At 57.7% G+C, this 25,077-nt stretch carries 22 protein-coding genes, 1 tRNA gene and 1 pseudogene; 15 read left to right on the top strand and 9 right to left on the bottom strand.

The window, feature by feature from the left end; all coding sequences use genetic code 11:
* Positions 1-37: 37 nt before the first annotated feature.
* The gene (locus tag NIT7645_RS18050) at positions 38-1,375 is read right to left on the bottom strand and encodes an NAD(P)/FAD-dependent oxidoreductase (protein ID WP_037303268.1); all 1,338 of its coding nucleotides are present in this window, start codon (positions 1,373-1,375) and stop codon (positions 38-40) included.
* A 296-nt stretch (positions 1,376-1,671) separates the two neighbouring features.
* On the opposite strand from NIT7645_RS18050, the gene NIT7645_RS18045 reads away from it, so the two are divergent.
* Positions 1,672-2,127, top strand: coding sequence for a hypothetical protein (locus NIT7645_RS18045; protein WP_224834538.1), 456 nt, complete (start codon positions 1,672-1,674; stop codon positions 2,125-2,127).
* Positions 2,128-2,208: 81 nt separating this feature from the next.
* Here the strand turns inward: NIT7645_RS18045 and NIT7645_RS18040 are convergent, their stop codons facing one another.
* A complete protein-coding gene (locus NIT7645_RS18040) occupies positions 2,209-2,820 on the bottom strand; it encodes a helix-turn-helix domain-containing protein (RefSeq protein WP_008563417.1) in 612 nt (203 codons plus the stop codon).
* Positions 2,821-2,992: 172 nt separating this feature from the next.
* Here NIT7645_RS18040 and lpdA point away from each other — a divergent pair, with 172 nt between their 5' ends.
* The 7 genes and pseudogenes from lpdA (at position 2,993) to NIT7645_RS18005 (ending at position 12,407) form a co-directional block, all read left to right on the top strand.
* The gene (lpdA, locus tag NIT7645_RS18035) at positions 2,993-4,375 is read left to right on the top strand and encodes a dihydrolipoyl dehydrogenase (protein WP_008563546.1); all 1,383 of its coding nucleotides are present in this window, start codon (positions 2,993-2,995) and stop codon (positions 4,373-4,375) included.
* Positions 4,376-4,415: 40 nt separating this feature from the next.
* Positions 4,416-5,363, top strand: a complete 948-nt coding sequence (lipA, locus tag NIT7645_RS18030; RefSeq protein WP_046211970.1) for a lipoyl synthase — start codon at positions 4,416-4,418, stop codon at positions 5,361-5,363.
* A gap of 52 nt (positions 5,364-5,415) precedes the next feature.
* On the top strand, positions 5,416-6,792 hold the full coding sequence (locus tag NIT7645_RS18025; protein ID WP_050687694.1) for an alanine/glycine:cation symporter family protein: 1,377 nt from the start codon (positions 5,416-5,418) through the stop codon (positions 6,790-6,792).
* Positions 6,793-6,871: 79 nt separating this feature from the next.
* A pseudogene (gene gcvT, locus NIT7645_RS18020) lies at positions 6,872-7,968 on the top strand (glycine cleavage system aminomethyltransferase GcvT).
* Between the two features lie 18 nt (positions 7,969-7,986).
* Positions 7,987-8,352 (top strand): glycine cleavage system protein GcvH, encoded by a 366-nt coding sequence (gcvH, locus tag NIT7645_RS18015; protein WP_008563446.1) that lies wholly within the window; start codon positions 7,987-7,989, stop codon positions 8,350-8,352.
* Positions 8,353-8,413: 61 nt separating this feature from the next.
* Positions 8,414-11,269: an aminomethyl-transferring glycine dehydrogenase gene (gene gcvP / locus NIT7645_RS18010; protein WP_050687693.1), complete on the top strand. Its 2,856-nt coding sequence runs from the start codon at positions 8,414-8,416 to the stop codon at positions 11,267-11,269.
* A 91-nt stretch (positions 11,270-11,360) separates the two neighbouring features.
* Positions 11,361-12,407, top strand: a complete 1,047-nt coding sequence (locus NIT7645_RS18005; protein ID WP_008563523.1) for a helix-turn-helix domain-containing protein — start codon at positions 11,361-11,363, stop codon at positions 12,405-12,407.
* 95 nt (positions 12,408-12,502) lie between these two features.
* On the opposite strand, the gene NIT7645_RS18000 is transcribed toward NIT7645_RS18005, so the two are convergent.
* Entirely contained in the window at positions 12,503-12,868 is a 366-nt protein-coding gene (locus NIT7645_RS18000) for a winged helix-turn-helix transcriptional regulator (RefSeq protein ID WP_008563412.1), read from the bottom strand.
* A 116-nt stretch (positions 12,869-12,984) separates the two neighbouring features.
* Here NIT7645_RS18000 and NIT7645_RS17995 point away from each other — a divergent pair, with 116 nt between their 5' ends.
* Positions 12,985-13,593 carry an NAD(P)H-dependent oxidoreductase gene (locus NIT7645_RS17995; protein ID WP_008563391.1) on the top strand — a complete coding sequence of 203 codons (609 nt, stop codon included), beginning with the start codon at positions 12,985-12,987 and terminating at the stop codon, positions 13,591-13,593.
* Between the two features lie 92 nt (positions 13,594-13,685).
* A complete protein-coding gene (locus NIT7645_RS17990; RefSeq protein ID WP_008563506.1) occupies positions 13,686-14,339 on the top strand; it encodes a DsbA family oxidoreductase in 654 nt (217 codons plus the stop codon).
* 62 nt (positions 14,340-14,401) lie between these two features.
* Here the strand turns inward: NIT7645_RS17990 and NIT7645_RS17985 are convergent, their stop codons facing one another.
* Positions 14,402-15,184, bottom strand: coding sequence for an SDR family oxidoreductase (locus tag NIT7645_RS17985; RefSeq protein WP_008563450.1), 783 nt, complete (start codon positions 15,182-15,184; stop codon positions 14,402-14,404).
* 373 nt (positions 15,185-15,557) lie between these two features.
* On the opposite strand from NIT7645_RS17985, the gene NIT7645_RS17980 reads away from it, so the two are divergent.
* Complete coding sequence (locus NIT7645_RS17980; protein ID WP_008563360.1) at positions 15,558-17,738, top strand: methyl-accepting chemotaxis protein; 2,181 nt, start codon at positions 15,558-15,560, stop codon at positions 17,736-17,738.
* 63 nt (positions 17,739-17,801) lie between these two features.
* Here NIT7645_RS17980 and NIT7645_RS17975 read toward each other — a convergent pair whose 3' ends face one another.
* Positions 17,802-18,572, bottom strand: a complete 771-nt coding sequence (locus NIT7645_RS17975; protein ID WP_008563533.1) for a transporter substrate-binding domain-containing protein — start codon at positions 18,570-18,572, stop codon at positions 17,802-17,804.
* A gap of 125 nt (positions 18,573-18,697) precedes the next feature.
* On the opposite strand from NIT7645_RS17975, the gene NIT7645_RS17970 reads away from it, so the two are divergent.
* From NIT7645_RS17970 to NIT7645_RS17960, 3 genes are read left to right on the top strand one after another with little or no spacing between them, the layout of a single operon-like run.
* A complete protein-coding gene (locus tag NIT7645_RS17970) occupies positions 18,698-19,438 on the top strand; it encodes an amino acid ABC transporter ATP-binding protein (protein WP_008563493.1) in 741 nt (246 codons plus the stop codon).
* Between the two features lie 8 nt (positions 19,439-19,446).
* A complete protein-coding gene (locus NIT7645_RS17965) occupies positions 19,447-20,211 on the top strand; it encodes an amino acid ABC transporter permease (RefSeq protein ID WP_008563514.1) in 765 nt (254 codons plus the stop codon).
* A 29-nt stretch (positions 20,212-20,240) separates the two neighbouring features.
* Complete coding sequence (locus NIT7645_RS17960) at positions 20,241-20,579, top strand: carboxymuconolactone decarboxylase family protein (protein ID WP_008563551.1); 339 nt, start codon at positions 20,241-20,243, stop codon at positions 20,577-20,579.
* A 15-nt stretch (positions 20,580-20,594) separates the two neighbouring features.
* Here NIT7645_RS17960 and NIT7645_RS17955 read toward each other — a convergent pair whose 3' ends face one another.
* Entirely contained in the window at positions 20,595-21,350 is a 756-nt protein-coding gene (locus tag NIT7645_RS17955; protein WP_008563482.1) for a class II aldolase and adducin N-terminal domain-containing protein, read from the bottom strand.
* Positions 21,351-21,523: 173 nt separating this feature from the next.
* Between NIT7645_RS17955 and NIT7645_RS17950 the strand changes: the two genes are divergently transcribed.
* Complete coding sequence (locus tag NIT7645_RS17950) at positions 21,524-22,720, top strand: tetracycline resistance MFS efflux pump (protein WP_008563369.1); 1,197 nt, start codon at positions 21,524-21,526, stop codon at positions 22,718-22,720.
* Positions 22,721-22,827: 107 nt separating this feature from the next.
* Here the strand turns inward: NIT7645_RS17950 and NIT7645_RS17945 are convergent.
* The 3 genes from NIT7645_RS17945 to NIT7645_RS17935 all read right to left on the bottom strand — a co-directional run bounded on the left by NIT7645_RS17945 (position 22,828) and on the right by NIT7645_RS17935 (position 24,588).
* Positions 22,828-22,904 (bottom strand) — tRNA-Arg (locus NIT7645_RS17945).
* 142 nt (positions 22,905-23,046) lie between these two features.
* Entirely contained in the window at positions 23,047-23,532 is a 486-nt protein-coding gene (locus tag NIT7645_RS17940; protein WP_008563437.1) for a DUF995 domain-containing protein, read from the bottom strand.
* A 135-nt stretch (positions 23,533-23,667) separates the two neighbouring features.
* Positions 23,668-24,588, bottom strand: coding sequence for a calcium-binding protein (locus NIT7645_RS17935; protein ID WP_008563428.1), 921 nt, complete (start codon positions 24,586-24,588; stop codon positions 23,668-23,670).
* Between the last annotated feature and the right edge of the window lie 489 nt (positions 24,589-25,077).

Raw genomic sequence — 25,077 nt, 5'->3', positions numbered from 1 at the left:
TAAGACCAGTCAATCACCGTCTTGCTACCAACTGCCCCTAGAAACGATCCTTCATGTTGTACCAGGCAAATGCCAGAGGCAGGGACAGGCGCCGGAGGGGGCCAAGTTCAAACGGGCGGAGCGGACGCTGCATGAAAGCCGGGTGATACCGCCGCTTCCGACCAAGCGCCTGTTCAGCAATCAGCTTGCCCGCATAAGGGGCCATAGTGACGCCGCTGCCATGGTAACCCAGCGCGGCCCATGTGCGCTCCATCCCCGGCACCGCACCTGCAAAGGGCACAAGATTGCGCGTCATGCAGATCAGGCCGGACCAGAAGTACTCCGTCTCAACATGACGCCATTTCGGAAACATCCGGTCAAAATCGGCGCGTGCCTTTCGCCTGGTTGCAGCGATGTCATGTTCGCTAACCTTGACTGATCCGCGCAAGCCCAGCATGAGCCGCCGGTCTGGCAGCAGTCGGAAATAATGCAGGAGCGTCCGGCTGTCGCAGACCATCTGCTCGCTCCACCATCCCTGGTCTTGGATTTCCTCTTCGCTCAGCGGGCGCGTGACAAGGATGTTGGACTGAACCGGCAGATACCGCTGCGCAAAAGCGCCAGGCAGATCATCCGAAGAATAGCCATTGGTCGCGAATATCAGGTTTCGCGCCCGCAACCGACCATTCGGCGTTTCCAGCACATGTTGCGCGCCATCATGCGTGATCCGCACCACCGGCGTCTGCGAATGAAACGTCACTCCTGCCTTGTCTGCTGCTGCGGTAAGACCAAGAACGAATTTCATCGGATTGAGGGCAAAACCGAGCGGCAAGTGGACTGCCCCGTGGTAGTCTGGCGAGTTCAGCCCATGGGCCGCCATCTCTTCTTTTGGAACGAACTCATAATCCAGCCCATAGCGGTGCTGATAACTCTCTCCGTATGCCCGGATCTCTGCCACTCGATCGGGACGATGCGCCACATAGGTGTAGCCCTTGGAATGCCTGTCTGCGTCAATTCCATGAACCTCCAGGTAGGTTTCGACCAGATCAACCGCTGCGCGCTCGGCATCAAAGAAGCACTGCGCATCTTCCCTGCCGAACTTTCGCACTATCTGCCCATCGGCCAGCTTGGCGCTCCCGACTGAAACCAGCCCTCCATTGCGCCCTGAGGCCCCCCAGCCGGGAGTTGCAGCATCAAGAAGTGTGACCTCGGCCCCCGCCTCAGCGAGAGTCAGCGCAGCCGACAACCCCGTGTATCCGCCGCCAACGACTGCGAACTCCGTCTCAGCCTCCCCCTGCAAAACAGGGTAAGCGGGGGCAGGTACTGGCAGAAACCGGTTCCAATAGCGATCTCGGATCGGTCGATCCGAATAGGCGAGTGGTTCATAGATCCGCTTCATTCCCGTCTGGCCTTTGCCTGTCATCAACACTGTGCTGCCTCTACGGCCTGCAATGTCGAGATCTGACACCGCTCTAGGCGCAAATCCAACGCAAATCTCCTTCTCCAGATGCAAATACTGAAACATTTCCTCTGCATTCGGAGCCGTTTGTTACAGAATTGACCCAAACCGTCACCATCACGCGAGAAGGCTGTCATGAGATTGTACCGCGCAGCGTTGACGGGCCTAATGGTCTCAGAAAAAATAAAAACCACGAGGGTAATATGAGTGATCGCATGACAAAAGGATTGCCTCCTTTGACAGTTCAGACCGTTGGTCTGATGTTCATCTCAGGCTTTTTTGCCACCAACGCCTTTGATCTTTGGGGGCAGATGATCAGCCCTGCGCTTGGCTTTGCCAATCTCTCGCCGCACGGTTTGGCCCGCAGCCTGCTTGGCAGTTTCGGTCTGCCAAATGGTGATTTCGCCGGCTATTTCGTGCATTTCTATCTGGTGGGTCTGATCGGCTACCCGGTCGGCTGGCTTTATATCTTTGAACCAATCTGGACCCGTGTCATGGGCCAAACGCACTGGTTCCTGCCTTCGGCCATCTATGGGTTTGGTCTTTGGGTGTTTGCCATCGGTGGGATTACTGCCATTGCCGGGCTGCCGTTCTTCCTCAACTTTACCGGCATCACGTGGGTCGCCCTTGTAGGGCATGTTCTCTACGGGATCGTCATGGTCGCGATCATGCGGATGATCGAACGCGACTGACGCGAAAATTCCCCCATAGGAAACAAAAGCGGCAGCGACCAGTGATGGCGCTGCCGTTTCAATTTCCGAAAAGAAACCTCATCAATCGAGGGATACCCACAAAACCCGCGCATCTTCCGGACCGGTTGACACACAACAGTGACCCATTCCGCTGTCATAATAGACACTATCGCCTTCCCTCATCGGAAGGGGGCGATAGTGCTCTGTATATAATGTCACCTCGCCACTGATGACATACATGAACTCTTCCCCACTGTGGCGGATCCAAGTGTCGAACTCTGACACATCACGCGCCTTGATCTGACTGATGTAGGGCAGCATGCGCTTGCTCGTCAGCTCATTGCAGACCAGCTCATGATCATATGTTGGCGTTTCCTGATGCTCACCTTCACCTTTGCGGGTGTGGTCGCGACGACCGGATATGTCGCTTTTCGCCGATTGCACAAAGAGTTGCGGCGTCTGAAGGTCCAACGTCTGCATCAAGCGGCGAATGATCTCGAAACTTGGCCGGGTCTGGTTGTTCTCGATCTTCGACAATGTGGAACGCCCGATGTTCGCCGCTTTTGCCGCCTCCTCAAGCGTCAGGCCCTTTTCCTTACGAGATTCGCGAATCATTTTCCCCAGGGCATCACCATCCGGCGCCTCAATCGCTTCTGATGCGGGGGTTCCGTCTTCTTGGCTGACCGGTTCCATGCTTCACAATCTCCTGTATTTCCCAACGTTTACTGCCAACTCACAGTTTCGTCAAAATTTCTGACACAAACAGATCATTGCCTAAGCGGGAAAAGTTTCCTAAAGGAGGCGAAATGTGAGCATTAGGCGTCATTCGACTCCTAAGAGAAGAAAAATTCAGAGGGAGCGAGATATGAGCCTCTATGATCTGGTCGTTATCGGCGGTGGCCCGGGCGGTTATGTCGCAGCTATTCGTGCTGCACAGCTGGGCCTAAAGGTCGCCTGCGTCGAAGGGCGCGGCGCACTTGGTGGCACTTGCCTGAACGTCGGCTGCATCCCATCAAAGGCGCTCCTCAGCTCCTCCGCCAAGTTCGAGAGCCTGTCGCATCTCGCGGGCCACGGCATCGCGGTTGATGGCGCCTCTCTTGATCTCGGCGCAATGATGGGCCGCAAGGATAAGATCGTCGGTGATCTGACCAAAGGCATCGCGTTCCTGTTCAAAAAGAACGGCGTGGATCTGATCGAGGGCTGGGCCAGCATTCCCGCACCTGGCAAGGTTCAGGTCGGCGACGACGTTTTCGAAACCAAGAACATCCTGATTGCCACCGGATCCGAGCCTACCCCGCTGCCCGGTGTCGAGATTGACGAAATCGACGTAGTGTCCAGCACAGGCGCCTTGTCGCTGGCAAACGTGCCAGAGCATCTGGTGGTTGTCGGTGCAGGCGTGATTGGTCTGGAGCTTGGCCAAGTGTGGTCCCGTCTCGGCGCGAAAGTCACCGTTGTTGAATACCTCGACCGCATCCTGCCCGGCATCGATGGCGAAATCGCCAAGCTTGCACAACGTGCCCTGTCCAAGCGCGGATTGAAATTCCAGCTGGGTCGGGCCTTGAAATCCATCGACAAGGGCGACGAGGGTCTTACCCTGACGCTGGACCGCGTCGGCAAGGACAAAGAAGAGCAGCTGCAGGCGGACAAGGTTCTGATTGCGATCGGCCGTCGCCCCGTCATCCGTGGTTTGGGGCTGGAAGCTCTCGGCGTCTCGGTCAACGGGCGTGGCTTTGTTGAGGTCGACGAACGCTTCGCAACATCTGTTCCGGGCATCTATGCCATTGGCGACTGTGTCCCTGGGCCAATGCTGGCTCACAAGGCAGAAGAAGATGGCGTTGCCTGTGTCGAAATGCTGGCGGGTGAGGCCGGGCATGTCGATTACGGCACTGTTCCCGGCATCGTCTACACCGATCCAGAGGTCGCATCGGTTGGCGTCACGGAAGAAGCCCTGAAAGAAGCAGGCACCGACTATGTCGTCGGCAAGTTCACCTTCATGGCGAACTCCCGCGCCCGCGCGCAGGGTGAAACCGATGGCGCGGTCAAGGTTCTGGCAACCCCGGAAGGCAAGATCCTCGGTGCCCATATTTGTGGTGCGCACGGTGGTGACCTGATCGCAGAACTGGTTCTGGCCATGACAAAAGGCGCAACCGTCAGCGACGTTGCTGCAGCTTGCCATGCTCACCCCGCGATGGCCGAAGCAGTCAAGGAAGCCTGCCTGGATGCGATGGGACGCGCCATCCACGCCTAAGCCTGTGTTGTCCGCAAAGACGCCTGAGGAGGTCATCCCCATGAACGCCCCGATGCCCCGGCTCCGCCACCCGGAAAAGTCGAAGAAGGCCGACAGCGTGATTCCGCGCAAGCCAAAGTGGATCCGCAAGAAAAAGATCGAAAGCGCCGAGTATTTCGAAACTCGTCGCCTGATGCGGGACCACAATCTGACCACCGTCTGCGAAGAAGCCGCGTGCCCCAACATCGGGGAATGCTGGTCCAAACGCCACGCGACGATGATGATCATGGGCGAGGTCTGCACCCGTGGTTGTTCTTTCTGCAACGTCGCGACAGGTCGCCCGGACGCGCTTGATGCGTTCGAGCCGGGCCGTGTCGCGCAAGCGGTGAAAAAGCTGGCGCTGCGCCATGTGGTCATTACCAGCGTGGACCGCGACGATCTGGACGATGGTGGCGCAGAGCACATTGCACAGACAATCCGCGCTGTCCGCCATCAGAACCCCGAAACAACAGTCGAAGTTCTGACGCCTGATTTTCTGGGTAAGGGTGATGCCGCGCAGGTCGTCTTTGACGCGGCCCCGGATGTGTTCAACCACAACCTCGAAACAGTTCCGCATCTTTATCCCAAGGTCCGCCCGGGTGCGCGCTACTACAGCTCGCTGCGGCTCTTGGATGATGCAAAACGCGCAAATCCGCAGGTGTTCACCAAATCTGGCCTGATGGTCGGCATGGGTGAAACCCTCGAGGATCTGCGCCAGGTGATGGACGATCTGCGCGCTGCAGACGTCGATTTCCTGACCGTGGGCCAATATCTGCAGCCCACGCCGAAACACCACCCGATCGATCGTTTTGTCACACCGGAGGAGTTTGACCAGATCGAACGGATGGCACGTAGCAAAGGGTTCCTCGGCGTCTCCGCGACACCTTTGACCCGATCGTCGTTCCACGCGGACGAGGATTTTGCTGCCCTGAAACAAGCCCGTGAAAAGCAGCTGGCAGCTGCCAACTGACGGCTTGGCATCAGGGATAACACCCTAAGGAAGAACTCAAGGGAGGAAAAATATGGAAGTTTTGAACTCGTTTGTGGGCTGGGTTAACGGGATTGTATGGGGCCCGTTGATGCTCGTCCTCATTCTGGGCGTAGGTCTGTTCCTGCAGATCGGCCTGAAGTTGATGCCGATCCTGCGCATCGGAACAGGTTTTGCCCTGCTGTTTAAAGGTCGTGAAAGCGGTGAAGGCGAAGGCCAGATCACCCCGTTCAACGCACTGATGACAGCGCTGTCCGCTACAATCGGGACAGGCAACATCGCAGGCGTTGCAACCGCCGTTTTCCTGGGCGGCCCGGGCGCGCTGTTCTGGATGTGGATGACCGCACTGGTTGGTATGGCAACCAAATACTCCGAAGCCGTCTGTGCCGTGAAATTCCGCGAGCAGGACAGCCAGGGTAACTTCGTCGGTGGTCCGATGTACTACATCAAAAACGGCCTCGGCGCGAAATGGCAGTGGCTGGGTGTCGCCTTTGCCCTGTTCGGCGCAATCGCCGCATTTGGTATCGGCAACGGCGTACAGGCCAATGGCGTAGCCCAGGTTCTGGAAACCAACTTCGGTTTCAACACCTCGGTTACTGGTGTCGTTCTGATGATCCTGACTGGTGCCGTGATCCTTGGTGGTATCACCCGGATTGGTGCCGTAGCAGGTAAGCTGGTTCCGTTCATGGCTGTCAGCTACATCGTGATGGGTCTGATCGTTCTGCTGATCAACGCCGATCAGCTGGGCACTGCGCTTGGTATGGTGTTCACCCACGCCTTCACCCCGTCCGCTGCCGAAGGTGGCTTTGCCGGTGCAGCTGTTTGGGCAGCGATCCGCTTTGGTGTGGCACGCGGTGTATTCTCGAACGAAGCCGGTCTGGGCTCCGCTCCGATTGCACACGCTGCTGCTGAAACCAAAGGTCCGGTAAACCAGGGCCTGATCGCGATGCTTGGCACGTTCATCGACACCATCATCGTCTGCTCCATCACCGGCCTGGCAATCATCGCCTCCGGCGCGTGGACTTCTGGCGAAAGCGGCGCGGCACTGACCTCGCTGGCGTTCGAGACCTCCCTGCCCGGCTTTGGCGGTTACCTGATCGCAATCGCGCTCTCCATTTTTGCCTTCACCACCATCCTTGGCTGGTCCTATTATGGCGAAAAATGCGTAGGCTACCTGCTCGGTGCAAAAGTCCTGATCGGCTACCGTGTTCTGTGGATCATTGCGATCTACTTCGGTGCCACCGCTGACCTCGGCTTTATCTGGCTGCTGGCGGACACGCTGAACGCAATGATGGCGATCCCGAACCTGATCGCACTCGCCCTGCTGAGCCCGGTCGTCTTCAAAATCACCAAGGAGTTCTTTGCCTCCAACGGTGCAACTGAAGAAACCGCAAAAAACGCCGCTGAATAACGACCCAAATCACCTTCGGAGCGCAGCCAGCGCTGCGCTCCGATCCCTAAAACCAACACCAATTCAAGGGCTAGACGCTATGACCAATGCGCCGAAACGAACCCCGCTTTATGATCTGCACGTCGAACTGGGCGGCAAAATGGTGGATTTCGCCGGCTGGGAAATGCCGGTCCAGTATCCCATGGGCATCATGGGCGAACACAAGCAGTGCCGCGAAAAAGCCGCGCTGTTCGACGTCAGCCACATGGGTCAGGTAATCCTGCGTGGCGAAAACGTCGGTGAAAAGCTGGAGGCGATCTGCCCGCAGGCCTATGCAACCCTGAAAGAGGGCAAGGCCCGTTATGGCTTCTTCACCAACGAAGAAGGCGGCATCATGGACGACCTTATCGTCTCCAATGCCGGTGATCATTTCTTTGTCGTGGTCAACGCTGCTCTGCGTCACCAGGACATCCCGCACATGAAGGCCAACCTCGAAGGCGTCGAAGTCACCGAGATCTTTGACCGCGCTCTGGTTGCCGTTCAGGGCCCCGCTGCGGAAAACGTTGTGGGCGATCTGTGCCCCGCCGCGCGCGAACTGAAGTTCATGGAAACCGTCCTGGCTGACATCGATGGCGTGGAATGCCGTATCTCCCGTCTCGGCTACACGGTGAAGACGGCTACGAGATTTCCATTCCCGATGCTGACGCCGTTCGCATCACCAAGCTGTTCCTGGCTCATGATGACTGCGAACCTGCCGGTCTTGGCGCGCGTGACAGCCTTCGTCTGGAAGCGGGTCTGTGCCTCTACGGCAATGACATCGACCAGTCGACGTCCCCCATCGAGGCGTCTCTGGCTTGGGCAATTCAGAAGCGTCGCAAGGAAGAAGGCGGCTTCCCTGGTGCAGCGCGCATCCAGAAAGAACTTGCCGAGGGTGCAGCGAAAAAACTCGTCGGCATCAAACCGTCTGGCCGTGCACCCGCGCGTCAGCACGTCGAAATCCAGTGCGCCGAAGGCAACACCATCGGCGAGATCACCTCTGGCTGCTTTGGCCCCACCGTCGGTGGCCCGGTTGCAATGGGCTACGTTTCTGCCGGTCACGGCGAACCCGGCGAACAGGTCAAGCTGATCATTCGTGGCAAGGCACATGACGCGGAAATCGTCGCCCTGCCCTTCGTCACCCAGAACTACAAACGCTAAGCTCCAGGAGAAGCTGCAATGACCACTTATTACTCCGAAGATCACGAATGGATCACTGTTGAGGGCGACACCGCCACACTCGGCATCACCAAGCACGCGGCTGACCAGCTGGGCGAAGTTGTTTTCATCGAACAGCAGGACAGCGGTGAAGAATTCGAAAAAGGCGGCGAGATCGGCGTCATCGAATCCGTAAAAGCGGCTTCCGAAATCTACGCACCGCTCGATGGTGAAATCACCGAAGTGAACGAAGATCTGGCCGACAACCCCAGCGCGCTGAACGAAGATCCCGAAGGCGCAGCCTGGATCTACAAGATCAAGCTGTCCGACAGCTCCCAGCTGGAAGATCTGATGGATCTGGACGGCTACAAAGCCCTGATCGGCTAACCAAGACCCTTCCCCCCGCCGGTATGGTCCGGCGGGGAAACTCTGAACTAGGACATCACCAATGGCCTTCAAACTGACTGATTACGAAGCCTACGACTTCGCAAATCGCCGCCACATCGGCCCGTCTCCGCGCGAAATGGCGGACATGTTGCAGACCATCGGCTTCAACACGCTCGACGAGCTGATCGACGCCACCGTACCGCCTGCCATCCGCCAGAAAGAGGCCCTCGACTGGGGCCCGGCGATGACCGAGCGCGACGCCCTCTTCCACATGAAGGAAGTGGCTTCCAAGAACAAAGTGCTGACCTCGCTGATCGGTCAGGGCTACTATGGCACCACCACCCCGGCGCCTATCCTGCGCAACATTCTGGAAAACCCGGCATGGTACACGGCCTACACGCCCTACCAGCCCGAGATTTCCCAGGGCCGCCTTGAAGCGCTGCTGAACTTCCAGACCATGGTCAGCGACCTGACCGGTCTCGACATTGCCAACGCATCCCTGCTGGACGAGGCAACCGCCGCAGCAGAAGCAATGGCGATGGCGCATCGCGGCGCACGTTCCAAGGCGAACAACGCAGCTTTCTTTGTCGACAAGAACTGCCACCCGCAGACCATCGCCGTCATCAAGACCCGCGCCGAGCCTCTGGGCATCGACGTTGTCGTTGCCGAGCCGAGCGAGCTGGACGCAGGTGCAGTATTTGGCGCCATCTTCCAGTACCCCGGCACCAACGGCCATGTGACTGATTTCACCGACCAGATCGCCGCCCTGCACGAGCACAAGGGCATCGCGGTTGTCGCGGCTGACATCCTGTCGCTTGCGCTCCTGAAGTCTCCTGGTGAAATGGGCGCGGACATCGCCGTCGGCTCCACCCAGCGTTTCGGCGTGCCGATGGGTTATGGTGGCCCGCACGCTGCGTATATGGCGACCACCGACAAGCTGAAGCGCTCCATGCCGGGCCGCATCATCGGCGTGTCGATCGACGCACGTGGCAACAAAGCCTATCGTCTGTCGCTGCAGACCCGTGAACAGCACATCCGCCGCGAAAAGGCGAACTCCAACGTCTGTACTGCTCAGGCGCTGCTGGCTGTTATTGCGTCGATGTATGCCGTCTATCACGGTCCCGATGGCATCAAAGCGATCGCGCAATCCGTGCACCGCAAGACCGCGCGTCTGGCCGCAGGTCTGGAAGAGGCAGGCTTCAAGGTTGAGCCCGAAGTCTTCTTCGACACCATCACCGTCGAAGTTGGCCACCTGCAGAAAACCGTCATGGAAGCTGCTGTTCAGCGTGGCATCAACCTGCGCAAAGTTGGCGAGACCAAAGTTGGCATCTCTCTCGACGAACAGACCCGCCCCGAAACCATCGAGGCCGTCTGGGGTGCCTTTGGCATCGATCGCAAGGACGACAGCTCCAACAAGCAATACCGCCTGCCGGAAACCCTGCTGCGCGAGAGCGAGTATCTGACTCACCCGATCTTCCACAAGAACCGGGCCGAGGCTGAGATCACCCGCTACATGCGTCGCCTGGCGGACCGTGACTTGGCGCTGGACCGCGCAATGATCCCGCTTGGCTCCTGCACCATGAAGCTGAACGCGACCATCGAAATGATCCCGGTCACCTGGCCGGAATTTGGCAACCTGCACCCCTTCTGCCCAGAAGATCAGGCGCAAGGCTACCACCAGATGATCGATGATCTGAACGACAAGCTGTGCCAGATCACCGGCTATGACGCGATCTCCCAGCAGCCGAACTCCGGCGCGCAGGGCGAATATGCGGGCCTGCTGACGATCCGCAACTACCACGCATCACGTGGCGAGGCGCACCGCAACGTCTGTCTGATCCCGACCTCTGCACACGGCACCAACCCTGCCTCGGCGCAGATGGTGGGTTGGAAGGTTGTTCCGATCAAAGCGGACGCCAACGGCAACATCGATGTCGCAGACTTCCGTGAGAAAGCAGAGAAACACTCTGACCACCTCGCAGCCTGCATGATCACCTACCCGTCGACCCACGGCGTGTTCGAAACCACCGTTCAGGAGGTTTGCCAGATCACCCACGACCACGGCGGTCAGGTCTACATCGATGGCGCGAACATGAACGCGATGGTCGGTCTGTCCCGTCCAGGTGACATTGGCGGCGACGTCAGCCACCTGAACCTGCACAAGACCTTCTGCATTCCGCACGGCGGTGGCGGCCCCGGCATGGGTCCGATCGGCGTCAAAGCGCATCTGGCAGAGCACCTGCCGGGCCACCCGGAGTATGGCTCTGCACTGGGTCCGGTTTCTGCGGCACCATTTGGTTCGCCGTCGATCCTGCCGGTGTCCTGGGCCTACATCCTGCTGATGGGTGGCGCAGGTCTGACGCAGGCGACCAAAGTGGCGATCCTGAACGCAAACTACATCGCTGCCCGTCTGCAGGACGCATATCCGATCCTCTACACTTCCGAATCCGGTCGTGTGGCGCACGAATGCATCCTGGACACACGCCCGCTCAACGATGAGGGTGGTGTGACCGTAGACGATGTGGCCAAGCGTCTGATCGACAGCGGTTTCCACGCTCCGACCATGTCCTGGCCGGTTGCTGGCACGCTGATGGTCGAGCCGACGGAATCCGAACCCAAGGATGAGCTGGACCGCTTCTGCGATGCCATGCTGTCGATCCGTTCGGAAGCGCAGGATATCATCGACGGCAAGATCGATGCTGAAAACAACCCGCTGAAGCATGCACCGCACACTGTGCGTGATCTGGTCGGCGAGTGGGATCGTCCCTACTCGCGTGAACAGGCCTGCTTCCCTCCGGGCAACCTCGGTGTTGATAAATACTGGCCCGCGGTGAACCGCGTCGACAACGCCTATGGCGACCGTCACCTGATCTGCACCTGCCCTCCGATGGAGGACTACGCAGAGGCGGCTGAATAAGCCACTGCTCCAAGAACCGAGGTGTCGCCGGTACCGACCGGCGGCACCCCTGTCCGGACCAAATCCACGTCACAGTACGAGAGGCAGACCAATGACCCACTTCTCCACGCAACATGCCCAGAACGATTTTGCCGTGGCACCACAAGGCCGCAAACAGCGCAATATCGACGTCATCCTGCCCGAGAGCGCGTCTCGGTCGGCGGCTCAGGTCATCACAGACCTGTTTCACGCTGCCAACCATCTGCTTGACGATGTGTATTACCGCGTCCGCGTCTGCCCGCTTGAGGCCCTGTCCAGCGATCCTTCCGCCGCGCGGCCGCGTCGTCTGGTGATCTTTCTGGGCGATATTCAACAACGCTGGCAGCTCGACTCCAAGGAACGTGCCCGGGTCAATCAGGTCATGCGCGTGGCCGATCGCACGGCCTTCGTAGGTGGGGCGATTTTCCTGTTGCACGAACTGGAGCGCGGTCAGGACTTGGATCTTGCGATCCATCCGAACTTCCAGGCCTCGGCCGGTGAATGCAACCTGTTCTCAAGCGAACCCGGTGCATCCACCGCAGTATCGGGCTCCGTGCACTCTGCAATCAGCAGCTTCGCCGCGCCACGCATGCTTATTGACATCATCGCGGCCGACTGTGGCCGACTGGCTGCGGACGGCATGGCGAACTATCTTGGGCTAGAGGCCCGCAAAGGCCCAACCAAGAGCCGGGTCGCGCTGAACCTCGAACAAAAATCCGCAGGCGATACGCTGATTTCCCAGTCTCTGGCGGTGATGCAAGACCACATTGAGGCCCCGCTTTCTGTTGCAGAGCTTGCCGAGAGCCTCAGTGTCTCGACCCGATGCCTGCAGCGGCGCTACACCCGTCACTTCCAACGCTCCCCGCTGAGCGTCTACAGGGCGTTGCGGACCGAACGTGCACACCAGCTGTTGACACAGACAGATATTCCCGTTCGTCAGGTCGCTGTTGCGACTGGTTTTGGCAGCTACCAAAACCTGAGCCAGCACATCCGTGAGACCTATGGCCATTCCCCCGACGTCATCCGCCGTAGTGCGTTTCGTGGGGTAGCACCCGAAACGGTTCGCCCTACCCGTTTTCGCCAGAACGAAGGCCTGTCCGGCGAAAATAGAGTTATGTGACTGCCCCTCTCTCCCTCCTTAGGTAGTCACACCAGAAGCCACGCCTCCGCCTAGCGGTTGGCGTGGCTTTTTTCATCTGCTCCAAGAGTGCGAAATCAGTCTTCTGCGCCAGGCAGGCTATCCGTCCATGTCCGGAGCTGATCCAGAAAACCCAACGCCGAGCATCCCAGATGCGTAACCTCGTACTGAACTGACACCGGTGCCGTATCCAGCACCTGGCGCGACACCAGGCCTTGTGCCTCCAACTGGCGCAGCCGTTCGGTGATCATTTTCTTGGACGCTCCCGGGATCATTCGGGACAATTCGTTGAAACGGACTGGACCGTCTTTCAGGTGCCACAGGATCGAAGCCGTCCATTTGCCGCCCAGAATACGCATACCGCGCTCAATCGGGCAGGGCTCTCCACAGGCAAACAACGCGCGTCTGCGTTGCGTTTTTACAGGTGTTTCAGTGATTGCCATGGGTGTCGTTCACAAAAAAGTAGTAGGTTACAAAAAGTAAACTGGTTGAATTTCCTTGTCTAGTCTCTCACCTCTCCCTCAACGCGACGAGACATATCAACAATCAGGAAAACACAATGTCCAAAGTTCTTATTCTGAATGCAGCGCAGCCCTACGAGTTTGCACCCGGAAAGCTCAACGCGACTTTTGCTGAGCGCGCAAAATCCCGGCTCGAGGCACAAGGCCATGAGGTGCGCCTCACCACCGTCGCGGAAGGCTATGATGCAGATGCGGAGATCGCCAGCCATCTGTGGGCCGACACCATCATCCTGCAGTTTCCGGTGCACTGGATGGGCGTGCCGTGGTCGTTCAAGAAATACATGGACGAAGTCTACACCGCAGCGATGGACGGGCGATTGGCAAACGGTGATGGCCGCACCGAGGCAAACCCCAAGTCGAACTACGGCATGGGCGGCACGCTGCAAGGCAAGACATATCTGCTGTCCGTGACCCTAAACGCACCGAAAGAGGCATTTGACACTCCGGCCGAGCCATTCCTTCAAGGCGACGGCATTGATGATTTGCTGAAACCCCAGCACCTGGTGTTCAAGTTCTTTGGCCTGACGGCCTTGCCGACGTTCATGGCCAATGATGTCATGAAGGCCCCCGAGGTCGAAGCGGATCTGCAACGGTTTGATGCCCATCTCGATGCAGCATTCCAGCACGCAGACGGCGTCGCGGCCTAGAGCAGAGTCCGACAGCACCCGCAGTTTTGCGGGCGCACTCAGATTGATACAATAGATCCCCTGGGCCACCCGGCCTACTGAAAGGAATTTCAATGACCGACACCCCTGAACCCATTCGTGTTGATATCGTCTCGGACGTCGTCTGCCCTTGGTGTGTCGTGGGCTATAGCCAACTGGCCAAAGCCGCAAAAGACACCGGTATCGCGCTCGACGTCCACTGGCACCCCTTTGAGCTGAACCCGCAGATGGAAGATGAAGGCGAAAACCTGCGCGAACATATCACCCGAAAATATGGTAGCACAGCCGCGGAATCCCAACAGGCCCGCGACCGGCTGACCTCCCTTGGCGCAGAGCTGGGCTTTGCGTTCCGCTTTAGCGATGACATGCGGATCGTGAACACATTTCGCGCCCATCAATTGATTGACTGGGCCGAAGATCAGGGACGTGGCCAAGAGGCCAAACTGGCCCTGTTCAACGCCTATTTCACCGACAGAAAAGATCTCCACGATCCTGAGGTACTGGCTGATATCGCAGACAGCATCGGGCTCGACCGGACTGCAGCAGCCGCCATGCTCGACAGCGGTGACCGCACGGAGCAGGTGCGCGCAAAAGAGCAGTTCTGGACTTCTCGTGGTGTGACAGGTGTGCCCGCCATGGTGTTTGACCGTCAGCATCTTGTGACCGGTGCGCAAGGGGAAACCAACTATGCCCGCATCCTTGAACACCTGGCTGGCCAGCGAAGCTGACAGACGCCAATGAAACAACGCCGCCCAGACCTGGAATGGGCGGCGTTTTTGACAAGCGCATGTCAGATCTGAGCGATCTTGGCCTGCAGACCGGCCATCGCATCGATCCAACGATCAGGGTCAGCGGCTTTTTTGGCGTAGTAGTCGGCAACACAGTCGTGTGGCAGGATCAAAAAGCGCTCGTTCCTGATGCCCTCCACCACACAATCGGCAACTTGGGAGGGGGAAAGGATTTCCGACAGGCTCAGAACACCACCCGAAACCCCCTCTATCATGCCGGTATCAACATATTGAGGACACAGAACGCTTACCCGGATGTTGTCTTTCATATGGGTGATCGCGAGGTTTTCGGCAAACCCCATCGCCGCGTGCTTCGTCGTGGAATAGACCGCCGCGCCCACCTGCGTCAGCAATCCCGCCGCCGAAACGGTGTTGACCAGATACCCCCCACCAAGGCCAGTCATTAGCGGAACAAGCTGCCGAGCCGCGCGAACATGGGCAAGAACATTGATTGCCCAAGCCATTTCCCAGACAGCGTCAGGCGCGCCCGCGGCGTTGTCAAAGGACAAATCCACCCCTGTCAAAACACCGGCGTTCGACACAAAGATATCAATCGGTCCGACGTCCCTCTCGACTGAGGAAATCATCGCGGCAATGTCCTGTTCCTTGCTGACGTCACATCCATAGGCCAGCCCATCAAGGTCCGCAGCCACGGCAGCGGCAGCCTCGGCATCCAGATCAGACACAACAACCCTGGCACCCGCGGCAGATAGCTTTCGGCAGATTTCGCGGCCAATGCCTGCACCGGCTCCGGTTACGACGGCGAGTTTACCTGATGGATCCATGATGCTGTCCCTTCTCGTGGCGGCCAAGCGGCGGCATGCCTAGGCAAACAGATCCGAAACCGCCAATCCACAGTTTTCTCTGCCCGCTGCCCCGCGCGTCTTGTCATTTTCGCAGGCCCTTTGGCCTGCCTGCCGGACAAAGTCAGTCGTGATGAGCGCCTGGATATGGAATCACCTGCTTACGGACAGGCAGCAGTCCAAGCCAAGTGTCGCAAACTTGCCACTGCGACGGCAGTGCAATACCGCACTGCCCCCAAGTTTGGCGCAACAGATAAAATGCGACCTAGCCCATGCCGGGAAAACGCGTTCCCGCGCCGTTTCGTCGAACCGGTCAACACTTTGTTCAGACAGCCGTGGAATTGAATGGGCAGACGTGCTCATTCAACAGGACCACACCAATATGCTCGCTCCGTTTCACACGATCTCTGGCAAGCTACTGGCGGCGATCACCATCGCGATTACCGCGCTAGTGATCTGCTTTACCACCTACAGTGCCTTCACCGTCTCGGCAGAAGTCGAAGACCGCATTCTGGAAATGGCGACGCAAAGCGCCTCGGACATTTCCCAGAACCTCTCTGCCGAACTGACCGAAGCCACCTCAGCTGCTGCCGCTCTTGGCGGCGCCGTATCCGGATTTGTGCAAGACGGCAAAGCGTCGACCGCCGACATCATCAAGATACTGGAAGGGGTTCCAGGCCGATACGAGATGGTCTTCTCCTCTTGGCTGTCCGCGATCCCGGATGGCGCTACTGAAGACTTTATCGAAGGAACCGAGGGCCGCAACGCAGACGGCGTGTTCACTCCTTACTGGACCAAGTCATCCAACGGCAGTTTGAATTTTGAAACCTTTGGCGTTGACCCGACAAGCACCGCAGAATGGTATCGCTTGCCACAAGTCACCCGCCAAAGCGTCATTACCGAGCCCTATCTCTCTGACGAGGGGCGGCTTCTGACCTCGGTTTCGGTGCCTGTTTTCGCCAAGGATCAGATCATCGCAGTCGCAGGTGTCGACATCATCCTCGATCAGCTGGCCGGGTTTGTGAACGAACTTTCCGTCTTTGACGGCGGCAACGTCATGCTGCTTGGCCAAGGTGGCAAATGGCTGGCTCATCCACAAACCGATCTGATCACACAAGCCTTTGAGGGGCATGGCGCAGCTGCGTTTCAGACCGCTCTTGAAACCGGTGAAACCCAGATCGTTAGTGATCTGCCAAACGGCGACACCCGACTGTTCTTCCCGTTCTCGGCTTATGGCATGAACAAGACGTGGGTGTTGGTGATGGACGTGCCCCGCCATGTCTTTGTCACTCCTGTCATGGAAAGCATCTACAAGGAACTGGTCAGCAGCGCCCTCCTGCTTGCCATGACGCTTGTGACGATCTTCTTCACTGCGCGATCCCTTGTCCGTCGCCCACTGAACAAGATGCTGACCGCAGTGAACGAGCTGTCCTCCGGCCGGGTTCACACACCAATCGATATTCCGACCCGCAAAGACGAGATCGCCGATATGGCCGTCTCCATCGAGACCCTGCGTCAGGGGCTGGCGGAAAAGGAAACAATGGAAGCCAACAGCAAACAGGAACAGGCCGATCAGGACATGGTTGTGCAATCCCTTGCTGATGGGTTGCAGAAACTGGCTGGTGGCCAGCTGAACGCCAAGATCGATCAAGAACTGCCAGGGCGCTATGAACAGCTGCGCCGAGACTACAACAACATGGTCGAGCAGCTCAGTCACCTGATCGATGCCATCAGCGTATCTGCGGAGTCTATCGACCGCGGGGTCAGCGAGATTACCACTGCCTCAAACGATCTTTCACAGCGCACCGAACATTCGGCAATGCAATTGGAAGAAACAGCCACTGCGCTGAATGAGCTGACGCAGACCGTCAAGCATGTGGCCAACGGTGCGCGGGAAACCGAAACCCTTGTGGCCTCGGTCAACCAGCACGCAAAAAACAGCTCTGTCATTGCAAATGAAACCGTGACGGCGATGGACTCCATTGCTCAGACCTCCGAAAAAATCACTCAGATCACCGGCATGATTGATGACATCGCGTTCCAGACGAACCTTCTGGCTCTCAACGCAGGCGTCGAAGCAGCCCGCGCTGGCGAAGCCGGCCTTGGTTTCTCTGTCGTGGCGGCAGAAGTGCGAAACCTTGCGCTTCGCTCTTCCGACGCGGCGCATGAGATCAAGGAACTGATCACCGCATCCGGAAATCAGGTGGCTCATGGTGTCAATCTCGTGGGCAAGACCAATGACTCGCTGCAGACGATCATCGACTCCATCGGCAGTATCTCGGATCATGTCGGGGACATCGCCAAACAGGCCGATGAGCAATCGCAGGGCATTTCGGAACTCAACGGTGCCATGCGCAGTCTCGAAACGGCGCAGCAGCAAAACGCGGCAATGTACGAAGAAACAGCTGCGGCCTGCACGTCGCTGGACCAGGAGACCACAAACCTGTCTCGTCTTGTTGCCGACTTCCAGACGGATGGCGCGACGGCAGACATCGCCCACTTTCCCGGCAATGCCTATCGCACCGCTGCGGAATAAAGCCCTGTTTCAAAATCACAAAACGCCCGGCTCTCGCCGGGCGTTTTTCATTTGAGCCTCAGCTCAGAGACCCCATTTTTCCTTGATCCCTTCAAAGAAACCAGTGGTCTGCTTTACCTTGACCCAGTTGTTCACATAGTTGATCCAAACCTGATCCGCCTGCGGCAACAGCATCGCGATGGCGGTTGGCGATCGGGCTTCGGCGTTGGTCACACGCACGACCGGGAATTTCGAGGTGAGTGTCGCCCCTTCGATATTCGACGTGATAAAAACGTCCGCCCGCCCGGCCAGAACTTCCTGAAAACCGCGTGCGGGGGCCTCTACCACTTTGATCGTTGCCTGCGGGAACCATTCGCGCACGTTTTTCTCAAACACAGTGCCCAGGGTCGTCGCGACGGTCACATCCGGGTTGTTGATCGAGTCATAGCCATCAAAACGGTCAGCCTTGTCTTCAGTGGTGAAGGGATACATCTCAACCGAAATATAGCTCTCCGAGAACCCTGCGACCTTCATACGGGCCGGCGAAATCGACGCGGATCCGGTCAGATGATACTGGCCTGCAACCACGCCATTCACGAGCGTTTTCCAATCTGTCGGAACGAACTCGACTTCGACACCGAGGTCTTTGGCAAGCTCGGTCATGATGTCGATATCAAACCCCTTGTAGCTGTTTGTCGCCGGGTCGCGCAGGCTCATCGGGTTCCAGTCACCGGTGGTGCCAACCTTCATGACGCCACTGTCCAGAATTTCGTTGAGCGCAGATTGCGCAGATGCGCCACCGGCGCTGATCAGACCCAGCGCTGCAACAGCGGCGGCTTTGAGGAATTGCTTCATGTTTCGCTCCCACGGAGAATTTCACTTTTTCGGCACCAAGGGTTTGCGCCTTGATAAACGCAGATCGAAAAATATAACCCAATAAAGTCGACTTCCCAGAACTAGTTCAAAAAAAGCGAAATCATATGGCTGCTTCGGCAATCGAGCTGCGCGGTGTCAACAAATGGTATGACACATTCCACGTCCTCAAAGATATCGATCTCACGGTGGCCAGCGGTGAAAAGGTCGTGATCTGCGGGCCGTCGGGATCTGGCAAGTCAACTGTTGTGCGCTGCATCAACAAACTTGAGCCACATGACACCGGCATCATCCGCGTCTTTGGCCAAGAGATCACCAATGACCCCCGCAGCTACAGCGCTATGCAGGGCGATCTTGGAATGGTCTTTCAGCAGTTCAATCTATTTCCGCACCTAAGCGTTCTGGAAAACCTCACGCTGGGGCCGACAAAGGCCCTCGGCCTGAACCGAAAAGAGGCCGAGGAACGCGCGCGCCGTTATCTGGAACGCGTGCGCATCCCCGATCAGGCAGACAAACGCCCCTCGCAATTGTCCGGTGGCCAGCAACAGCGCGTCGCAATCGCGCGGGCGCTGTGCATGGAACCCAAGGTACTGCTTTTTGACGAGCCGACCTCAGCCCTTGATCCCGAGATGATCGCCGAAGTTCTGGATGTCATGATCACCCTCGCGCAGGACGGTATGACCATGGTGGTGGTCACCCACGAAATGGGTTTTGCCCGCAAGGTTGCGGACAAGATGGTCTTCATGGATGGCGGCGAAATCGTTGAACAGGGTCCGCCGGACCATTTCTTTACCACCCCAAAGTCAGAGCGCTGCAAGACGTTCTTGTCGCAAATACTTCAGCACTGAGGCAGACCATGCGGATTTCATCATTCTTGGCGCTGGCCTCGCTCGCGGTTCTGGCAGGTTGCGGATCCTCCGCCACATGGGGCTGGTATGTCATCGACCCCACAACCGCGGCTGGCTGGACCAATATCAAGTTTCTCATTTCCGGCATGGGAGACACCATTCTGATCTCTGTGATTGCGGCGGTGATCTCCATTGTCTTGGGTCTTCTCGTGGCTTTGCCGGGCCTGTCGGAAAAACGCGGCTGGCGCATCGTCAACAGGGTCTATGTCGAACTGATCCGCGCCATTCCGCTTTTGCCGATGTTGTTTTGGGTGTTCTATGGCCTGCCGATCATCTTCAGGTCGATGGGCCTGAACGTCCCGATTGACCCATTCTGGGGTGCCATCATCACGCTGGCGCTGTCGGACAGTGCCTTCACAGCCGAGATCTACAGAGCGGGTATTCAGTCCATCGCCAAGGGCCAACGCGAAGCTGCCCAGACGGTCGGGCTAAGCTATGCGCAAACCATGCGTTACGTCATCCTGCCACAGGCCATCCGCAGGATCCTGCCCCCGCTTGCAAATCAGTTCATCTACATCGTGAAGATGAGCGCCTTTGCCAGTGTGATCGGAATGCAGGAGCTGACCCGCCGGGCAAATGAGCTGGTGGTCACGGAATACCGACCGCTTGAAATCTATACACTCCTGATCCTGGAATACCTGATCCTTGTTCTTCTCATCAGCGCAGGTGTCCGCTGGCTGGAACGTCGGATGGGATCGGATGAACGAAGCTAGACCCATTCACAAAAAAGGAGTCAAAGTCGATGGACTGGACCGCATTCATGTCAGAAATCGAAGGTGAGATTAACACCTACGCCAAGGAAGTTCCTGCCACCATGAAAGGCTTTGCCGCTATGGGGGCCGCCGCCAAAACCAATGGCGCCCTTAGCGAAAAAACAAAGGAAATCATGGCACTTGGAATCGCAATCGCCACCCGGTGCGACTCCTGCATCGGGTTTCACACAAAATCCCTGGTGCGCCTTGGCACGACGAGAGACGAATTCTGCGAAGCGCTCGCCATGGCAACCTACATGGGTGGCGGTCCCTCGATGGCCTACAGTGCCAAAGCCCTGAAAGCATTTGACACCTTCTCGGCCACCTGAGCGGTAAGAAGGGGGTCAACTGGCGTATGTTGACCCTTCCTCGTCCAGGATCGCTTTCAGCTCCGACAGATGGCGGCCTGCTTGATCGGGGTAGTCATCTAGCTCCTGCGCCGTCTTTTCTGCAATTTCGTCCGACAACACCCGAAGCGGCTGTCCGGTCTGCAACGCGCGGATATAGGTCTCAGCGGCGCGTTCAAAATAGTAGAGCCGGTTGAACGTATCAGCGACGCTATCCCCGATCACCAGAACCCCGTGGTTGCCCATGACCATGACGCGCACCTTCGGGTCTTTCAAAAGCAGGGCGCAGCGCATCCCCTCCTCTTCAAAGGCCAACCCGCCAAACTGCTCGTCCACAACCATGCGCCCATAAAAGGTCGCGGTATTCTGATCGATCGGAGGCAGTGTGCTGTCTGCCAAACAGGCCAGAACCGTGGCGTGAATAGAATGGACATGCATAACGCAGCGCGCATGCGGGCAAAGACGGTGGATCGAGCCATGCAAACCCCATGCCGTTGGATCCGGCGCGTCAGGCTGATCCATTGTGGTGGGATCATTAGCGTCCAAAAGCAAAAGGTCCGACGCCTTGATGCGCGCAAAGTGGCGCTGATTGGGGTTCATGAGGAACTGCGTGCCGTCTTCATTCACTGCCAGACTGAAATGGTTCGCCACGGCTTCGTGCATATTGAGCCGCGCCGTCCACCGAAAGGCCGCGGCCAGATCAACACGTTCGGCCCAGTGGGCAATATTTGCAAGCTTCTGCTGATCCAGCATCTTTTTCACTCCCCGACTGATCGGCTCTCTTGGCACCGTTCCCGGGCCCATCAGGCGACGGTACTGCCAAAACAACTGATCGCAAAACAATTTGCTGGGCGCGCGAGCAAGAGCGCAAGCAATGACAGGTTTTAACACTTGCCACCCACGCCGATCCCGTATCCGTTAGGCGCATGAAACTGACCGGCCCATTTCTCTTTATTCTTGCGACCCTGATGATCGATGCCATCGGCATTGGTATTGTTTTTCCGATCATGCCCGATCTGATGGACCGAGTGGGTGCAGCCAGCACCGCAGAAGGCGCGCTATGGGGCGGGATCATGATGTCCGCATATGCAGCTGCCATGTTCTTGTGCGGGCCAATTATCGGAAGCCTGTCGGATGCCTACGGTCGCAAACCCATCCTGATCGCGGCTCTCCTGACCCTGACGCTGGATTATGTGATCATGGCGATGGCGCAGACCTATTGGGTGCTCTTGCTGGGGCGGATCATCGCGGGGATGGCAGGGGCAACCTACATCACGGCAACCGCGTATATCTCAGACATTGCCAAGCCCGAGCAGCGCGGCGCAAGTTTTGGCATGATTGGTGCCGCCTTTGGCATCGGCTTTGTCCTTGGCCCTGCCCTTGGCGGCGTGGCATCGGGCTTGCATATCACTGCCCCGTTCTGGATCGCCGCGGGCCTCTCTGCGCTGAATGTTGCGTTCGGGTTGTTCATCCTGCCGGAATCGCTCAAACCAGAGAACCGTCGTTCTTTCGGCAGAGCTGACATTAACCCATTTGGATCAATCTTGCGCGCCTTTGCCATTCCCGGCCTTGCCGCACCATTGCTCTGCATCTTCGTTTTTGAGTTTGCAAATCTCGTCTACCCTACCCTTTGGGCCTTTTGGGGACGCGAAGTCTTTGCCTGGGATGGTTTCACCATTGGGCTCAGCCTTTCCGCATACGGTGTCCTGATTGCGATTGTGCAGGCAGGCCTGTTACCTCGGCTCACCCGCAGCCTGGGCGATGGCCGAACACTTATTCTAGCCAGCGGCGCGGCGATCGTCGGCATGGTCGGATTTGGATTTGCAGGTGCGATCTGGGCAGTAGCCGTCTTTCTGCCCATTGCAGCGCTATCCGACATGGCCCCTCCCTTGATGACCGCATTTGCTGCCAATCGGGTGGGGGATGATCAGCAAGGTTTGGTGCAGGGGGTGATTGCTTCTCTGTCGTCAGTTGCAGCCGTCGCCGCCCCAATTGCACTGACCGGGGTATTTGAAACCTTTGTCGATGACCAAGGCATCTACTTTCCCGGCGCACCATATGTTGTTGGAGCCGTCCTGGTCTTGGCAATCCTGCCTTTGATCATCAGGATATGTCGAACCTGACGGCTGGCCAGTCAAAGCACCGCATTCACAGGCAAGCACCCGGTAAACGCCATGACCAAACGTCTGGGCGACCGGACAAATTCAAAGGCATTATCTTGTGGGGGTAGTGGCGGACCGAGGAGGATTCGAACCCCCGACCCCTTGATTCGTAGTCAAGTACTCTATCCAGCTGAGCTATCGGTCCACTGCGGCGGGGTTTACTGCTGTCCTGAGAGAGTCGCAAGCCCAAAGCGCAAAGAATTGCAAAAAACTGCGACGGGGCCATTGGCGTGGCTTTTACCCAGGCCCAAAAGAACAAAGGCGCCACTGAGGCGCCTTTGGTATGATCAAAACCCGAGTTTTGATCGTGTCTGGCTGACTTCGGTCTGGAATTTATAGCCCCGGACAAAACCTGCGTTCTTGTCCACTGGCCACCATTCCGGGTCGTTTGGCCAACTGCGCCAGACTGTGCCCCAGGCATCCACCACATGGCTGATGCAGGATCTATCGCTAGGGCTCGCACCGGCGCGGCGGCCGTCAGGATAGTACCAGATCAGATCCTGGCACATGCGCCCGTTCGCATCGATGCTCCATGTGCCGGCCCCAAGGTTGTCGCTGGAATTCGCACACCACGCGCGCGCCTGACCGTTGGGTGCAAAATAGATGCCGCCGCCACAGTTGTTCGTCCAAAGTTCGGTCTTGCCCGAGTAGATCTTTGCGACTTTCTGAGTATCCGGGATCTTTGCACTGCGCGGCATCGGGTCAGCACTGGCCACGGCTGGGATCACCATGCCAACAACGGCAGCAATCAGGTTGCGGCTGAAAGATGTCATCTTCTTTCCCTCCTTGATGGGGCCAGCCAAACACGCTGACACATAGAGATTACCCCGAAAACAGCATTTCACGAAGACGCTGGCTCAAGGCGTATCAAAAACCGGTGCCACCGTTGGCACCACAACAGACCCTGGTCAGAACAGGAAGTTGTCTGCGTTATCAAGTTCGGCGATCGTGGTGTTTTCCACAAACACAGTGACGTTGGCGAAGTAGATTGCCACATCATCTCCGACGAGACCGAAATCCACGTCATCCATGCTCTCGGCTCCTCGGTTCAGGCGAATACGGTCGACGCCAACCTCAAAGTCAACGATCCGGTCCGTGTGATCGCCCCGATTGAAGACAAAGACATCCGCTCCGGCCCCACCATACATGGTGTCATCGCCGGTGCCGCCATTGATCCGGTCCGCACCCGCACCGCCGCGCAGAACATCCGACCCATGCCCGCCAAACAGCCGGTCAGCGCCCGCACCTCCGCCGACGTCGTCATTTCCGACACCGGCAAATAGCAGGTCGCGCCCCACGCCACCGCGCAGGATGTCCTCTCCTCCGTTGCCGTGCAGGGTATCGCGCCCGTAGCCGCCAATCAGGCGATCGTCCCCCAACTCGCCGCGCACCTGATCGTGGCCGCCGCCAGCCCGCACCACATCATTGCCAGAACCCAGCAGCACCTCATCATTGCCCCCGAAAGTGCGCAGGTTGCTTTCTGAATTTTGCAGCGTCGAAATCCTGTCGTCACCTGCCAGCATCAGCCGCGAAAGTTCGCTCGACCCGAGTGACGAAAAATCTGAAAAGCTCAGCGTCAGATCGGACATGGAAATAATCGGTGCACCATCAAGCGAATGGTCGATCGCGTAAATGATCCATTCGGCCTGATCTTCGCTAGAGAAATTGCCAAACAATCTCAGGATGGATCCGTCTGACCCGACCTGTTCCAGCTCTGTGTCGGACACAACCGTCGTAAAGGCCTCGCGCCCCTTTTCCAGCCCGTCAAAGGACAACCGATTACGCAAAGACGAAACACCAGGAACGGTGGCTACAAATACATTGGCCATGGGGCCCCTCATCAGACAAGTGGAACAAATTGATTAAAAGGGGATACGTTTTTACGGCCTCTCTGGCAAATTTCAGGCATCGAGACATGGTTAACGTTGCATTAATGCGGCCAGAAGGCAGACAAAGATCAGCAAGTGTCGGCATTGTTCCCAAATAAGGGACAGAGTGCGGGCTACGCGCGGATGTCCGGCAGTGATTCTGCCCCTGCAACCCACCAATTTCGGGGGGCATCAGATCATCTGCGCTGTCCCGTCAGCACCGCTTTTGTCCGTATATCGCGCAGCTGTGCGCTCAAATCGGATGCATCATTTTCCGCATAACTGTCGCGCGCCATCAGCCAGGGCACGCAAGATCATGCCGTAAATATATGATTTATCTTCATTATTTTCACTATACCCATTTTGCATAGCACCGTTGCAATCGGCATTGGATTGTTTTGGGGGGCCTACGGTACCGAATAAAAAAGAACACCGTAACGGGAGGACCGA

Source organism: Phaeobacter italicus (assembly GCF_001258055.1).
Classification (GTDB): domain Bacteria; phylum Pseudomonadota; class Alphaproteobacteria; order Rhodobacterales; family Rhodobacteraceae; genus Phaeobacter; species Phaeobacter italicus.
The sequence above is the reverse complement of the archived record's forward strand: the minus strand, read 5'-3'. Positions and strand labels throughout refer to the sequence as shown.

What these genes read in the sequence shown, in the direction of transcription:
- gcvH (WP_008563446.1), top strand. Translation starts at nt 7,987, where the DNA reads ATGACCACTTATTACTCCGAAGATCACGAATGGATCACTGTTGAGGGC.
- NIT7645_RS17995 (WP_008563391.1), top strand. Translation starts at nt 12,985, where the DNA reads ATGTCCAAAGTTCTTATTCTGAATGCAGCGCAGCCCTACGAGTTTGCA.
- NIT7645_RS17955 (WP_008563482.1), bottom strand. Translation starts at nt 21,350, where the DNA reads ATGCTGGATCAGCAGAAGCTTGCAAATATTGCCCACTGGGCCGAACGT.
- NIT7645_RS18040 (WP_008563417.1), bottom strand. Translation starts at nt 2,820, where the DNA reads ATGGAACCGGTCAGCCAAGAAGACGGAACCCCCGCATCAGAAGCGATT.
- NIT7645_RS17960 (WP_008563551.1), top strand. Translation starts at nt 20,241, where the DNA reads ATGGACTGGACCGCATTCATGTCAGAAATCGAAGGTGAGATTAACACC.
- NIT7645_RS17985 (WP_008563450.1), bottom strand. Translation starts at nt 15,184, where the DNA reads ATGGATCCATCAGGTAAACTCGCCGTCGTAACCGGAGCCGGTGCAGGC.
- NIT7645_RS17935 (WP_008563428.1), bottom strand. Translation starts at nt 24,588, where the DNA reads ATGGCCAATGTATTTGTAGCCACCGTTCCTGGTGTTTCGTCTTTGCGT.
- NIT7645_RS17965 (WP_008563514.1), top strand. Translation starts at nt 19,447, where the DNA reads ATGCGGATTTCATCATTCTTGGCGCTGGCCTCGCTCGCGGTTCTGGCA.
- gcvP (WP_050687693.1), top strand. Translation starts at nt 8,414, where the DNA reads ATGGCCTTCAAACTGACTGATTACGAAGCCTACGACTTCGCAAATCGC.
- NIT7645_RS17970 (WP_008563493.1), top strand. Translation starts at nt 18,698, where the DNA reads ATGGCTGCTTCGGCAATCGAGCTGCGCGGTGTCAACAAATGGTATGAC.
- NIT7645_RS17950 (WP_008563369.1), top strand. Translation starts at nt 21,524, where the DNA reads ATGAAACTGACCGGCCCATTTCTCTTTATTCTTGCGACCCTGATGATC.
- NIT7645_RS18050 (WP_037303268.1), bottom strand. Translation starts at nt 1,375, where the DNA reads ATGAAGCGGATCTATGAACCACTCGCCTATTCGGATCGACCGATCCGA.
- lipA (WP_046211970.1), top strand. Translation starts at nt 4,416, where the DNA reads ATGAACGCCCCGATGCCCCGGCTCCGCCACCCGGAAAAGTCGAAGAAG.
- NIT7645_RS18005 (WP_008563523.1), top strand. Translation starts at nt 11,361, where the DNA reads ATGACCCACTTCTCCACGCAACATGCCCAGAACGATTTTGCCGTGGCA.
- NIT7645_RS18000 (WP_008563412.1), bottom strand. Translation starts at nt 12,868, where the DNA reads ATGGCAATCACTGAAACACCTGTAAAAACGCAACGCAGACGCGCGTTG.
- NIT7645_RS18025 (WP_050687694.1), top strand. Translation starts at nt 5,416, where the DNA reads ATGGAAGTTTTGAACTCGTTTGTGGGCTGGGTTAACGGGATTGTATGG.
- NIT7645_RS17940 (WP_008563437.1), bottom strand. Translation starts at nt 23,532, where the DNA reads ATGACATCTTTCAGCCGCAACCTGATTGCTGCCGTTGTTGGCATGGTG.
- lpdA (WP_008563546.1), top strand. Translation starts at nt 2,993, where the DNA reads ATGAGCCTCTATGATCTGGTCGTTATCGGCGGTGGCCCGGGCGGTTAT.
- NIT7645_RS17990 (WP_008563506.1), top strand. Translation starts at nt 13,686, where the DNA reads ATGACCGACACCCCTGAACCCATTCGTGTTGATATCGTCTCGGACGTC.
- NIT7645_RS17975 (WP_008563533.1), bottom strand. Translation starts at nt 18,572, where the DNA reads ATGAAGCAATTCCTCAAAGCCGCCGCTGTTGCAGCGCTGGGTCTGATC.